Annotated in this window: 10 protein-coding genes and 1 pseudogene; 3 read left to right on the top strand and 8 right to left on the bottom strand. The window is 53.5% G+C overall.

The annotated features are described in order from the left end of the window. Nucleotides 1–106: 106 nt before the first annotated feature. From ET810_RS11475 to ET810_RS11455, 5 genes are all read right to left on the bottom strand, one after another. Nucleotides 107–1,126 carry a 3-isopropylmalate dehydrogenase gene (locus tag ET810_RS11475; RefSeq protein ID WP_087453841.1) on the bottom strand — a complete coding sequence of 340 codons (1,020 nt, stop codon included), beginning with the start codon at nucleotides 1,124–1,126 and terminating at the stop codon, nucleotides 107–109. A gap of 222 nt (nucleotides 1,127–1,348) precedes the next feature. After that, on the bottom strand, nucleotides 1,349–2,944 hold the full coding sequence (gene serA, locus ET810_RS11470; protein ID WP_134316287.1) for a phosphoglycerate dehydrogenase: 1,596 nt from the start codon (nucleotides 2,942–2,944) through the stop codon (nucleotides 1,349–1,351). A 154-nt stretch (nucleotides 2,945–3,098) separates the two neighbouring features. Further along, complete coding sequence (locus ET810_RS11465) at nucleotides 3,099–4,571, bottom strand: hypothetical protein (RefSeq protein ID WP_241657941.1); 1,473 nt, start codon at nucleotides 4,569–4,571, stop codon at nucleotides 3,099–3,101. A 143-nt stretch (nucleotides 4,572–4,714) separates the two neighbouring features. Beyond that, nucleotides 4,715–6,529, bottom strand: a complete 1,815-nt coding sequence (locus ET810_RS11460) for a GmrSD restriction endonuclease domain-containing protein (RefSeq protein WP_087454869.1) — start codon at nucleotides 6,527–6,529, stop codon at nucleotides 4,715–4,717. A gap of 121 nt (nucleotides 6,530–6,650) precedes the next feature. Next, complete coding sequence (locus tag ET810_RS11455; RefSeq protein WP_087453839.1) at nucleotides 6,651–7,616, bottom strand: cation diffusion facilitator family transporter; 966 nt, start codon at nucleotides 7,614–7,616, stop codon at nucleotides 6,651–6,653. Between the two features lie 173 nt (nucleotides 7,617–7,789). Here ET810_RS11455 and ET810_RS12910 point away from each other — a divergent pair, with 173 nt between their 5' ends. Both ET810_RS12910 and ET810_RS12905 read left to right on the top strand, forming a co-directional pair. Beyond that, nucleotides 7,790–8,101 (top strand): hypothetical protein, encoded by a 312-nt coding sequence (locus tag ET810_RS12910; RefSeq protein ID WP_225870124.1) that lies wholly within the window; start codon nucleotides 7,790–7,792, stop codon nucleotides 8,099–8,101. Continuing rightward, complete coding sequence (locus tag ET810_RS12905) at nucleotides 8,061–8,375, top strand: hypothetical protein (RefSeq protein WP_225870123.1); 315 nt, start codon at nucleotides 8,061–8,063, stop codon at nucleotides 8,373–8,375. The genes ET810_RS12910 and ET810_RS12905 overlap by 41 nt, the downstream gene beginning before the upstream one ends. Nucleotides 8,376–8,600: 225 nt before the next feature. On the opposite strand, the gene ilvC is transcribed toward ET810_RS12905, so the two are convergent. From ilvC to ET810_RS11435, 3 genes are all read right to left on the bottom strand, one after another. Next, a complete protein-coding gene (ilvC, locus tag ET810_RS11445; protein WP_087453838.1) occupies nucleotides 8,601–9,614 on the bottom strand; it encodes a ketol-acid reductoisomerase in 1,014 nt (337 codons plus the stop codon). Nucleotides 9,615–9,752: 138 nt separating this feature from the next. Next, nucleotides 9,753–10,271 (bottom strand): acetolactate synthase small subunit, encoded by a 519-nt coding sequence (ilvN, locus tag ET810_RS11440; protein WP_087453837.1) that lies wholly within the window; start codon nucleotides 10,269–10,271, stop codon nucleotides 9,753–9,755. A gap of 9 nt (nucleotides 10,272–10,280) precedes the next feature. Then, a complete protein-coding gene (locus ET810_RS11435) occupies nucleotides 10,281–12,212 on the bottom strand; it encodes an acetolactate synthase large subunit (RefSeq protein WP_134317682.1) in 1,932 nt (643 codons plus the stop codon). 428 nt (nucleotides 12,213–12,640) lie between these two features. Between ET810_RS11435 and ET810_RS11430 the strand changes: the two are divergent. Further along, nucleotides 12,641–14,089: pseudogene (locus ET810_RS11430) on the top strand (mechanosensitive ion channel family protein); the annotation flags it as partial. Nucleotides 14,090–14,173 lie beyond the last annotated feature (84 nt).

Below are 14,173 nucleotides of genomic sequence, written 5' to 3'. Positions count from 1 at the left end.
ATCGTGAGTTAGCTCACGTCACGAAAATGAGTCCTTAATGAGTCTTTTTACACCCAGCCGTCTTCTTGTTCAGGGGCTTCCTTCCTACTCACCCCCTGAGCCTCTTCTACCCGCGCAGCGCCGCCGCGATGCGATCACCCACTTCTGAGGTCACAATTTTTGTGCCAGCGCGCGCAGAAACGTCCACAGCAACTGCAGCATCGATCCGGCAGGCGTTTTCCTCGTCTCCCAGGTGGCGCAAGAGCATTCCCGCAGAAAGGATCGCTGCCGTAGGATCTGCAATACCTTGGCCGGTGATATCCGGGGCTGAGCCATGAACAGGCTCAAACATCGACGGATTAGCGCCGCTTGCATCAATGTTTGCGGAAGCCGCAAGACCAATTCCGCCGGTCACTGCGCCCGCGAGATCGGTGAGGATGTCTCCAAACAAGTTGTCCGTCACAATGACGTCATAACGCGATGGGTCGGTAACCATATAAATCGTGGCGGCATCAATGTGGTTGTAATCGACCTGTACCTCTGGGAATTCTCGAGAAACCTCATCTACCGTGCGCTGCCATAGATCACCTGCATGAACCAAGACGTTAGTCTTGTGCACCAATGTCAGGTGTTTCCTGCGCTCCTGAGCCCTCCGGAATGCATCACGGACCACTCTTTCTACGCCATAGCGGGTGTTCTGCGAGACCTCGGAAGCAACCTCATGGCTCGTTCCTTTTCGCAGCACTCCACCATTTCCGCAATACAGGCCTTCGGTCCCCTCTCTCACTACGACAAAATCAATGTCGCCGGGGTTAGCCAGCGGAGACGTAGACGTAGGGTATAGCTTTGAGGGGCGCACATGGACATGATGATCCAGCTCAAACCGCATGGCGAGCAAAAGACCGCGTTCCAAAATTCCTGGCGCAACTTCTCCCGGCGCGCCAATTGCGCCCAGCAGGATTGCGTCGTGTTCGCGTAGTTCATCGAGGTCTGCTTGGGTGAGGAGTTCTCCAGTGCGCAGGTATCGACGCGCCCCTAGGTCAAAATTGGTTACGTGGATGTCATCGCGCACCGCATGAAGAACTTTGAGTGCTTCTGCTGTAACTTCGGGACCGATTCCGTCGCCACCGATAACCGCTAATTTCATTTTGCGGAACCCCTTTTCTCACACTGTGAAATATTTCTGGCAGTGTATCAAACCTATTGATGATGCCGCTAACCTCCTACTAACCAAAGCGGCGTACCATCCCCCTGTTCTTGGGGTCCCGCGTCCAATAAAAGAGATACCCCGCTTATTGCGCTGTACAAAGGCAGTTTCAGGCAATAAGCGGGGATATGGTGAGGCTATAGCGGGGATCGCAGAATGCGATTAGGCGTCAAAATCTACGGCAAAGGATTCTGCCTCAATTGACTGCGCAATTGTGTCCACCAGCGACTCGGGGGCGGGCTTGTCTATGCGCAGCACAAGAGTTGCGCCCTTTCCTTCAGAGTTTTGAGACAATGCAGCGGCGTCGATATTAAAGCCCGCTGCACCGAAAGCGGTTCCGACCTTACCCAAAGCACCAGGGGTGTCGGTGTATTGGAAGAAGACGTTGAAGCCGTGCGCGCGCAGGTCCAGACCTCGCTTGTTGATTCGCACGATCTTCTCCACGTGCTCAAGACCTGTGAGAGCACCGATCACGGATACGGCTTCACCGTCTGCCCCAATAGCGCGGACCTCAAGAACAGAGCGATGTGTAAGGGATTCGCTTGCCGTGGTGACGTCGAGTTTTACGCCTCGCTCTTCAGCAATTCTCGGGGCGTTCACAAACGTGACAGGCTCTTCTACCACTGCGGAGAACAAACCGCGCAGGGCGGAGAGCCCCAGAGCGTCAATGTCTTCCGTGGAAAGCTCACCGCGAGCCTCAACTTCCAGGGCAACCGCAGCTTTATCTAGCAGTTTGCCGGCAACCAGCCCTAGTTTCCTAGCCAGGTCTAGCCATAGCGCGACTTCCTCGCCGACTCGGCCACCGGACACGTTCACTGCGTCCGGGACAAACTCGCCAGCCAGTGCTTTAAGCACGGATTCAGCCACGTCTGTTCCTGCGCGATCTTGGGCCTCCACGGTTGATGCGCCCAGATGCGGAGTGACCACAACCTGCGGCAGCGCAAATAACGGCGAGTCGGTGCATGGCTCGGTAGCAAACACGTCGAATCCTGCGCCACGGATGTGCCCGGAGATGATGGCGTCGGCAAGCGCCTGCTCATTGACCAGGCCGCCGCGCGCCGCATTAATGATGATTTGCCCCGGCTTGGCTTTAGCCAGCAGTTCCGCGTCAAACATCCCTTGGGTTTCTGCGGTCTTGGGGAGGTGGATGGTGACAAAATCTGAACGTCCCATCAGCTCTTCCATCTCAACCAATTCCACACCAAGCTGAGCAGCGCGGGCGGGGTTTGCATAAGGGTCATAGGCGATAACCGTGGTTTCAAAGGCTGCGAGTCGGTGAGCGAAAAGCTGACCGATGTGGCCGAATCCAACAATTCCTATGGTTTTTCCATAAATTTCCACGCCCGTAAACGAGGAACGCTTCCACTCTTGTCCGCGAAGCGACGCATCCGCAGCAGGTATCTGCCGGGCGGTAGAGAGTAGGAGGGAAATTGCGTGCTCGCACGCAGAGTGAATGTTTGAGGTGGGGGCATTAACAACCATGACTCCGCGTTCAGTAGCGGCGGCAATGTCTACGTTGTCTAGTCCTACACCCGCACGGCCGACGATCTTGAGTTTCGACGCCGCATCAAATACTTCTTTATCCACAGTGGTTGCAGAGCGCACTAGCAGGGCATCTGCATCGGTAACCGCTGCAAGGAGTTCTTCCCTCTTGGGTCCATCGACCCACCGGACTTCAACCGAGTTACCCAGAGCATCGACGGTGGACTGCGCAAGTTTATCTGCAATTAGAACGACAGGTCGGCCATTCTGGCTCACGGTATTCTCCTCGATCCGTAATGTCCGGATATTCTGACACGACCGCGCCACAATACCCGGGCCCACGCCGGTTCGCTGGCGTGTGACCTCCACAGTGTAGATGAGGAGCCCCATCGGAACCTACTGGTCGACAGTTTTCCGATATGACGCTCGCCTAGCGCGAAATTATTAGCCCAAGTCGGGGGGAATGTACAAGCTCGGTTATCTCAGGAAGTGCAGACTCCTCCCCGCATTCAGGATCCTTGAGCACCGCTCCGAGCCACCCTTGAGGAAGGCGATCCAAGCTCTGCCCGATCTCCCCCGCCCGTTCACCCGAGGCACAGCTCAACCAGGTCCCAGCCACCGGAGCAAGCGTTGGATAATGCAGCTCCGGAAGCGATGTTGGTGATTGGCTCATCACCACCAATACCTTTTGTGGCAGGCCATGCTCGCGCACAAATCGATCGAGCCAAGCCGCAGCATCTGTAACCGAACCATCATGGCGTTCTGCTCTCACGGCCACACCCATTGAAGGAAACATAAGTATGTCCTTGAGCGCAGCAAGCCTTGCGACGCCACCAGTAACCGCCGGATCAATAACCAAAAATCCGCGTTTTCCTTGTTCTTCTAACCCCTGAGCCCATTCCTTGGCAGAACGAATGTCCTGGTTGTCAAAGGAACCATGTGTTTCTGAAAGATAAAAAGCTTGGGTATCGCTTGCATTATCTGAGCGTTTGTCCACAGCCCACGTCGCACTGATTGGTTGGTGAGAAAAAACAAGTCCACGGCCGTTGTGAGGCCATACTCGTGTCTTCTCCCCGAAACGAATAACCTTGGCCAAGTTTTCCGCCGTGCCAAACTGCGAGCCTAGAGCAATGAGTGCTTCATCAGAAAGGCCTGCGACCATCGACATCGTCTCTTCGCTATACCTAGGATCAGCTACGGGCATCACCCTAATCGTGGCGCCATAGGACCGTGCAGTAGCAACGGCAGCAATGCCAGATTCCGGACTAGCAATCACGATAGGTGCCGCCTCCGCGTCCCTTTTTGATTGCAGGGGAAACGCCATAATCTTCTCTTGACTCTGACCTGACGGAGGCTGCGGAGAGTCTTCCAAAGTCAAAAGCGCAATATCCGCGGGGTTGAGCGTTGCTACTTTTTCAAGTACTTCCCTCTCCGAAATTTTCCTCGGTGTAAACCTTAACGAGGTCAGGCGACCCAATGCATCAAAAGAACCATCGTCTTTGATTACCCGACGGCTCCCGTCCACAGAGCTCAACGGCACATCGCCTACAGCCAACACGTATCGGGCACCCAACCGGCCGATCTCCGCGATGACTTCCGCGCGCGATTGATCAGTCATGGTCAGCATTGGCGCATGGGCGACCACCGCGATTGAGGACGCACGCAGTTGAGACGCCATCACGGAATCGGAGACGACAACCGTATCGGAGGCGTCGAAAAGCAATCGCGAGGCCGCCGCACCCGAATCATAGGGAGTGCCGATCACCTGTGGTTCGGGCGTAAAACTCGATGCCACGTGACGGTTGAGATTGCGCACCCGAGCTTCTTCCAGCACCGAATTGACGAGCGCATTCTTGCTTTGTTCTGCCCGCCGCGTAGACGTTGAACACGAGACAAGAAGCATGGCCACAATAAGGACGAGACAGCCGCGCGCTGCCAGCCCTTTCTGCGAAAAACCACGCAATGGATTCTCATACGCCGTCAACGTAGGACCCGAATCTATAGCCCCGCCAGCTGTATCCCTGTATCTTGCCGATAAGGCACTTTTTACTGCGGGCGGAAGGCATCAGGACCTTCTTCGCCGCCACCCAAGTTCGCCTCATCAACATCCATCACCGCAGAGCCACCGATAGCCTCTTCGATCATAGCGATCAGGCGTTGGCGCCGGTCTCGGAAAAACTCGTTGGCATTCGCACTCAACACAAGATGTGGGTCCATCATGTGTGTGGCTAGCACCTCATCAAATTCCTGATCATCCATCAACGACTTGGATTGGATCCTCGCCAGATAACGAGCAGGAGAAGAACCTTCTATCATCACGTACGTGCGACGTCCCATCGGCGTGTAATTTAACACGCTGTCAGCCAGTACTCGATCTACGTCATTGTCATCGCACCATACCTCCGGGAAAACCGGACGGAAGTGCACTCCCAAGGTCGCCGCATTATGCCGATCAAAGGCTTGTCCGGTACGCCAATCCCGCGCGCCTCGTCCCATTAATAAGGCATAGATTCCTTTATAAAGACCAGACTCGGGGCCAGCGCTGAGCAATCTCGATTCCACAAACCGAGCATTACGGATAGATTTTGGAGTCTCTACCTCATTATCCTTGCCAGCCTCAGCCGCCCGGATCCAAGAGGTGACCTCGTCCACATCCGTTCCCATGCGGACAGTAAGCGCTGGCGAACCATACAGTTCCCCAAAGACCCCACACCAGAACCACCGGTTAAGACGGTTCCACGCTTCCTGTTTGGACAGCAGGCCAGGCTCCTCCGCAAGCAGCGCAATAATCACAGCAAGGGGAATCAACTGCGGGGTGTAAGGCACCTGCGAGGTGGACAAAATGCACCGCTCGCTCATGTAATGAGCCGACTCATGAAACGCCGCACGCATCTTTTTGGCTGCCGGAGCGTAGTCCGCCACGCTCAATTTCAGGATCGATTCCCTATGCCCGCTCGCCCTGCCGTTGCGTGCAGAGACATACAGCGCCACAGCAGTGAGAAACTCCGTCTTTCCTATCCCATCCAAAGCCGGGTACTTCCTGAGCACCTCGTCGGTTTTCTCCCAATCCCTTAGCAGGTCAAAATCTGGATCCTGCGCAGCAAACAATGAGGTAAGAAGCTCAAAGACATCCATCTGCATGCCAGAAGAATTCGCCTGAGCAAAGATAGAACCTATGCCACCCTGGGCGGTTGCCCGGTCAAGACGCACCATCGGAATCGAATAGCCAGCAAGAGGCTTGACCACCTTATTGTTAAAGCGGCGAACGTTATCGCGCGCCTGAGCATCCGCCCCAGCAGCCATGTCAAAGAGCATGTCTGTAGCCTCATCCGACAACAAAGCTGACACTGGAATACAGCCATGAGCCAGCGCCGCCTCACGTGAAGTGATGCCGCCTTCTGGAGTCTCCGCAAAATGGGAGCGAACCACACCCGACTCATCCACAGAAATTACGGCCTCATCCGGCATAACCTCCGAAGAAACAGCTTTTTCTACGTCCACATAAAAGCGACGACGAACATTCTTACTGCGGAAATCAACCGACTCCACGAGCCCCTCGCCGCGCAAGCACTGATACAGGGAGGTGAGGCGCTGTTGTCCGTCGAGAAGCAAAAGCCCCGGTGATACATGATGCTCCGGTGCCCCCTGAAGGGGCCGCGGCCTAAACCGCATGGGCTCGTTTCGGGTATCTAACGCCATCAGCGCGCCGACCGGATAGCCTCGCAATACGGTAACGAGTAACGAACGAATCCGATCCACGTCCCAGCAATACGAACGTTGAAAATCCGGTAGTTGCAGGTCACCGCGATCGATGCGGTTAAACAAGTCTGCAAGATCATAGCTTGGCGTAGAAAAACCCATGGGCATGATTCTAGTCATCACGGCTCGTAGGTGCAGACTCCGAAACATATGATGCGCAACGCTTCCTGTGCATCGTCACTTTAAGCCTCTACCCACGCCCTCGTTGTGCGGTTCATATCAATCAGAAACGACGGCAATAATCCTCGTGAGCATCGTGTCCCTGTTCTTCAATCTGAATCGTGGCGTGTGCGACTCCCACGCTCTTAAGGTAGTCCTGCGCCGCGTCGAGAGGGGCACAACCTTCATCAATATGCTCATCGACAACAAGGTGGCACGTTGCCATCGCCTCATGCCCATCTATCGTCCATACATGAAGGTCATGTACCTCCACGACCCCGCGAATACCCAGCAGGCCTTTCTCAATGGAATCAAGATCATAGCCAGCAGGAGTTCGTTCCAGCAGTACACCAAGCGCGCTCCATGCCAAATCCAACGACCTTGGCAAAATGAGCGCCGCAATGGCGAGCGAAGCCACCGTATCCACCCACAGCCACGACGTGAGATAGATAATGGTTGCCGACACAATCACGGCAAGAGAACCCACCATATCTAGCACAATGTGCAGGTAGGCCCCCTTGACGTTGATGCTCTCATCTTTATGCCCGTGTAGAAGGACTGCTCCCACGATATTGGCCAGCAAACCAACCACTCCGATCGCCAGAGTAAGCGGCGCATCAATCTCAGTTTTCTGACCCAACCGCTGAATAGCCTCCACCACGATCCACACGGAGATCACGGAAACTGCTACAGCATTAAAAAACGCAGCTATAACCTCAACCCTTTTATTGCCAAAGGTGGCTTTTACGGAAGCAGGACGCCGAGCTACGAGCATGGCGGCAAGAGCAACTATCAAACCCGTGGAGTCAGAAAGCATATGCATTGCGTCGGAAAGCAAAGCCAAAGACCCAGTCCATAGACCACCCACTAGCTCCACCAAGAAAAACACACTAGTAACGGCAACAACGGCCAGAAGTGCCCTCATACTCGATGGGACATGTCCATGAGAATGCTCGTGATCATGATCGTGCACATGATGAGCTTTGCCCTGTGGGCTAACCGCGTGTGATGAGCCTTGTCCCGTATCCATGCAAGCGACATTACACTTAATTTCCATTAAATGGAATTATTGAAAATAGCAAAACGTCACCGAACATACAAAGCCCCTGAAACGAAAATCACGCGTCTGTCATTTTGCTCAATTGAGACTGTGATATACCTTAATTGTTGATATGTTCTCATATTTAATTTAAGGAAAAATAAATGCTGAGTATAAAACGTGTTCTAGCGCCGGTCCTCACTATTGCGCTACTCACGACAGCCTCTCCAGTAGCCCAGGCCCAACAGCAGGAAAATGCGACCACAACAATCAGTACGAGTACCACCTTAGAAGGAGGCAGGACCTTCACCCGCAGCATCACTGTCGCGGCCCCTCAAGAAACACCCCAAGTCGAAAGCAATAAAACAGTCACCGTTAATCCAGGCGACACCATTAACGTCAAGCTCGAACTAAAAGTATCCAATAACGGCAACAATGGCTTCACTGATTTTATGGAGCACCTCTCACCTAATTGATTCCTTTAATCCCAGCACAGGAAAGAAAACCGTTGTAACTAAAGATACAGGAGCTACAGAGCCCTCTGTAACAGCTTTAGATCAACTCCCCAACAGGACGTTTAATAAAAAAGACTCGCGCACGATCGAATCGATAGTTAATAAAGGTGGCTTTGGAGAACTCGGTTCTCAAATAACCTACGAATACTCCTATACAGCAGCCAATACCCCTGGCACCTTCGTCACAAGTTTTCAAATGAAAGACCCAAGCACAAAAGAGTTTATGGAAAAATAACTGCCTCTTACCGTCGTCGTTAAAGGTACTGACGGCGGAAGCACACTGGGCAAAGTCTTTACTTGGCTCGGCGGTATTGCGGGAATTCTCTCACTTATCGGTGGCGGCGTGTGGCACCTACTCAAAAATGTCTTTCGCTTTTAATTAAGACGCGCATAGCACCATAAAAAGGGAATGCCGCGGCTATTTCCATATCAGCCGCGGCACTCGCCTATGTATGTATGGTTACGCCGTCGCGTCGAGTGGGTTTTTAACCCAGCTCATGAGATCGCGTAGTTTGGTGCCAGTTTCCTCAATCGGATGCGCCGCGATTTCCTCGCGATATGCCTTCAGCTTTGGCTGACCAGCCTCTACGTCTGCGACCATATCGCGGACAAACTTTCCGGATTGTATGTCTGCGAGAACTGCCTTCATGTTCTCCTTGACCTCAGGCGTAATGATTCGTGGGCCTGCCATGTAGCCGCCCAGCTCTGCGGTCTCCGAAATGGAATAATTCATGTTCTCGATGCCGCCCTCCCAGATGAGGTCAACAATCAATTTCATCTCGTGCAGAACCTCAAAATAGGCCATCTCCGGGGCATATCCCGCCTCGGTAAGAACCTCGAAGCCTTTCATCATGAGATGTTCGAGTCCACCGCACAAAACGGCCTGCTCACCAAACAAGTCAGTCTCTGTCTCTTCGCGGAAAGTGGTCTGGATAACCCCGGCACGTGCACCGCCGATAGCAGCTGCATACGACAGAGCAAGGTCGCGCCCTTCTCCTCGTGGGTCTTGGTCCACGGCGATCAAGCATGGAACGCCTTTGCCGTCAACGAACTGTCGACGAACCAAATGCCCTGGCCCCTTCGGAGCAACCATGCCCACTGTGATGTCGCTGCTCGGCTCGATCAGATTGAAGTGGATGTTCAAACCATGACCAAAGAACAGCGCATTGCCTGGCTGCAGATTGGGCTCAATGTCGGTCTTAAAGATTTCCGCTTGCGACGTGTCCGGGGCCAGAATCATGATTACGTCTGCCCACTGCGCAGCGTCGGCATTGTTCTTTACCTCAAAGCCAGCTTCCTCTGCTTTTTCTGCAGACTTAGAGCCCTTACGCAAACCAATAACAACCTCAACACCGGAATCACGGAGACATTGCGCATGAGCATGTCCTTGGGATCCATAACCAATAACAGCTACCTTGCGTCCCTGAATCAAAGAGAGATCTGCGTCTGCATCGTAAAGAAGTTCAATTGCCATGATGATGTATACCTTTCCGTTACAACCATGCTACCAATCCACATAACGCCTATTGCGACGTGGAAATAAAGAAATATTTTCTGAAAGCTAGAGGAATGTGAGGCGCCTACTTGTTCTGAAGCGCCTCTATTCCGAGGACTATCGGTTACCCGGTGCCATTGTTTTTGATCCACGATGCAGGGCGATTTGCCCGGATGAAATCAATTCCAATACACCAAAAGGTTCGAGCACGTCCAAAAGCGCGTTAAGTTTTCCTTTGTTGCCTGTTGCCTCAATGACTACCGAGTCAGGTGCGACATCCACGACTCGAGCGCGGAAGATATTTGCTGCGTCAACTACCTGCGGCCGATTCGACGCATCCGCAGACACTTTAACCAGCATCAAGGCCCTAGCAATAGTGGTTTCTTTTTCTAGCCGAACCACCTTAAGTACAGGAATTAACTTATTGAGCTGCTTGGTAATCTGCTCAATGTTGACTTCGTCTGCGTCCACAACAATGGTAAAGCGATTAACGCCCGGTTCCTCAGTCTTTCCTGAGACAAATGACACGATGCTGAAGCTGCGGCGAGTAAACATCGCCACAACACGAGACGTAATGCCGTCAGTATCTTGAACCAAAACGCTCAAGATATGACGAGAAATATCCTTATTAGCCATCACTATCTCCTAGATCTGTTCCCGCGGAGCAAGATTTCTCTTCGCCTGCTTCTCCAGAGACAACAGCGTTGCCTCTTCAATCAAATCATCAATCTCATCGGGGGATTCTGCGGCAGATTCTTCCCCGTCAAAGAAGGGGCGGAGTCCCTTGGCGTACTGAATGTCCGAATTTGAATGACCTGCAGCAACCATGGGCCACACTTGGGCATCCTCACCCACGATAAAATCAATGACCACAGGACGATCGTTAATTGCCCGCGCCTTGCGGATCGTCGGAACGATATCCTCCGCACGCGTAACACGGAAAGCAGCGCAGCCAAGCGCTTCTGCGAGCCCAACAAAATCAGGCATGTAGTGGTCTTTTTCACGCAGTTTAGTGTTGGAGTAGTTTCCGTCATAAAACAGCGTCTGCCACTGACGCACCATCCCCAAGTTTCCATTGTTAATCAAAGCTACTTTGATCAGCATGCCCTCCACAGCAGCCGTAGCAAGCTCTTGATTAGTCATCTGGAAGCAGCCGTCGCCGTCGATAGCCCACACCTCGGTATCGGGTGCTCCGGCTTTAGCGCCTAGCGCAGCAGGTATGGCATAACCCATCGTGCCCAACCCACCGGAGTTAAGCCAGGTACGGGGTTTTTCAAAGTCCAGGAATTGCGCCGACCACATCTGATGCTGGCCTACGCCTGCCGTATATATAGCGTCTGGTCCGACTTCCTTAGAAAGCTCCCTGATCACTCGCTGCGGCTCAATCAAACCGGTCTCGCTCTTTTCCCAACCACGAGGGAAGTGTTCCTTCAAGCCTGCTAAATATTTCAGCCAACGAGCACTGCGGGGTAAATCCGCACGAGAAGCTTTATAGACGTTAAGAAGCGCTTCCAGAACTTCTTTAGCATCGCCAACTATCGGGACATCAACAGAGCGAATTTTTCCGATTTCGGCAGGGTCGATATCTGCATGAATCACTTGTGCGCCCGGCGCAAAAGAGCTCAACGCCCCGGTGACCCGGTCGTCAAATCGCGCCCCAATAGCGATCAAAAGATCACTCATTTGCATCGCTCCCACTGCCGGAACAGTTCCATGCATTCCAGGCATCCCCATGTGCAGATCATGCGAGCTGGGGAAAGATCCAAGGGCCATAAGGGTGGTGACCACCGGGATCTGGGTGTATTCGGCGAAGGCACGCAAAGCTTCTGCAGCATTGGCTTTAATAACTCCGCCACCGATGTAGAGGACAGGTCGCCGCGCAGAGGATATCAGCTTTACGGCCTGTTCGATCGGGCGATTGTGTGGCACTGTAACGGGTTTATAGCCTGGAAGATCAATTTTAGGAGGCCAGATAAAGTCCACTTCCGCTTGCTGAATATCCTTGGGAACGTCGACAAGCACTGGCCCCGGGCGTCCTGTTTGCGCAAGGTAGAAAGCTTCCGCTAACGCCTGCGGAATCTTATTCACATCCGTGACCATCACGTTGTGTTTGGTCACTGGCATGGTGATACCGCGGATGTCTGCTTCTTGGAAAGCGTCGGTGCCAAGAAGTGAGCGTCCCACCTGTCCGGTAATAGCCACGAGAGGCACCGAATCTAAGTTGGCATCAGCAATAGGTGTGACCAGGTTGGTCGCTCCCGGACCAGAGGTAGCGATGCACACCCCTACCCTGCCGGTTGCCTGAGCGTATCCCGTTGCAGCATGTCCAGCCCCCTGTTCATGCCGGACCAAAACGTGCCTTAGCTTCTGAGCGGAGTACAACGCATCATAAAGAGGAAGAACTGCTCCACCAGGTAGGCCGAAGACTATGTCTGTGCCTAGTGCTTCAAGCGATCGCACGATCGCTTCTGCGCCCGTCATTCGCTCAGGTCGTTGTACCTGGGACCGCTTAGCCATCGCAGCGGGAGAAGGCGGGACCGAAGATGTGGTCTTTGTGATCTTTGTGGAGGCTGCCACGACTTCTAGCTCCTTGATTGTTCACGGATGTTGTTGTCCGAATCTAGACAAAGGTTTGGTTACCTGGTCTAGGTCGAATACCAATACACAGCTCTGCTAAACCACTGGGTTTCGGTTTAGATGATCTGCATATTCACTAGTTGAACATTAAGCGGATGATGGTGGTCCGCTACGAAAAAAGCCCCCGATCAGCACTTGTGATGCTGGCGAGGGCGCTTACGTTACGACTTGGTGGCCGTTACGGCAGGCGCCGCTCGGATAGCACTACAAGTCGAATAATGTTCATAGGATGGGATCCTACACGCCACAGAGTGGAATGTCGGCTCTTTTTCTTCAACTTACCCCCATATGGTGCAGGTCACTTCCCCATCCGTGGATAAGAACAAGCACACCCACCGAGATGGCTAACACCGCTATCCTCGGTAATCATGCGAACTCAATTCCTCTTGCACCAAACGTGGGACTGGTTCATTGACACAGGTCTTGACCTCCTCATCTTGGCTTTCCTTGCTTTCCTGGTACCCCGCCTTGGGCGCTTAGCCATGCGCATCGTGGAAAAGAAAGTCATAGATGAGCACGAGGACGAGTCAAAGGCGCATCTCGCTTTCGCCGGTGTGATGATCTACATCGCGCAGATGATCGCATACTTTGTGATTTTCGTGTTTGTTTTACAACAAATCGGCTTCACACTCGCCGGCGCTGCAATCCCCGCGACCGCAGCCTCCGCGGCCATCGGTTTAGGCGCACAATCAATCATCGCCGACTTCCTTGCAGGCTTCTTTATCTTGAGCGAGAAGCACTACGGCGTGGGCGACTGGGTTCGATTTGAAGGCGGAGCCACCAAAATTGAAGGCACGGTCATCCAGATCACAATGCGTGCGACGAGGATCAGAACACTCGCAGAGGAAACCGTCATCATCCCCAACTCCAAAGCCGGAGTATCCATCAATAATTCAAATTATTGGTCAAGCGCAGTGGTTACGATGCCCATTCCGCTGCTCGGGTCGGCTTCCATTGAAGAAGCCATAGAACGTTCAACACGCGCCACCCGACGGGCCTTACGCCGCAGCGACATTGCCCCAGAAATCCTCGGCGAGCTCAGCGTGCACCCTTCCGTCGCCGTACATCAACCCAGCACGGTCGGCCAGCCTTGGACAGTGGACATGCGCTTTGTGTGCCAGGTCAACCCAGGATCCCAGTGGCTTGTGGAACGCGCGATTCGCACCTCCATCATTGATGAATTCTGGCAAGAGTACGGCACAGCGCCTACTTTGACGGGTTCCCGAGCTGACACACTTGAGACATCCTCGCCTTCAGATATTGCCGATTCACTCTTCCGTCCAGCAATAATCACCAACGCGGATGCCTCGAAGACGGTTGCGTCGACTAGCTCCACAGGCGAGCTCTCCCAGCCCTTGAATAGCACAGGAAACACCGAAACCACCAAGGTTTTCCCAGGTACTTCCCTTATCACGCCCGCAGAAGATCCACGCACCACAGAGCTTCCCGACGCCCAATCTCCTGACCGCGGCGATCACGCAAAAGAAGATCCCGCCATTGTGGAAACTGGACTCATGGACACCGCCATTTCCAATAATGAGCAGCACGATCCCAACGATCAAGACCCCCACAACAAAGACGCACAAGCTCCAGCCACCTCATCCGATGCGTCTATGACAACATGGCGCCGAATCCTGACTGTCGGAGGACGCACCCGAGTCTCCACAACCATGCTTGTTGTAGGTTTTGCGCTCATAGTTTTGCTCAAGGGCTTCACACTAGAGCCTGACGACGCTTATCAGAATTCCCGCAGCGTGGCCCCGCCATCACCACAGCCCATATCTCCCACGCCGACGCCTCTCGTATCCTCTATACCCTGCTTCATCAGCAGTTACCCGGCGCGTTGCCCCACCGCAGCCTCATAATCGTCAGCCACGAACAGGGAAAACCCGTCCGCGGAT

This window comes from Corynebacterium silvaticum (assembly GCF_004382825.2).
Taxonomy (GTDB): Bacteria; Actinomycetota; Actinomycetes; order Mycobacteriales; family Mycobacteriaceae; genus Corynebacterium; species Corynebacterium silvaticum.
This window is presented reverse-complemented; position numbering and strand designations above follow the sequence as displayed.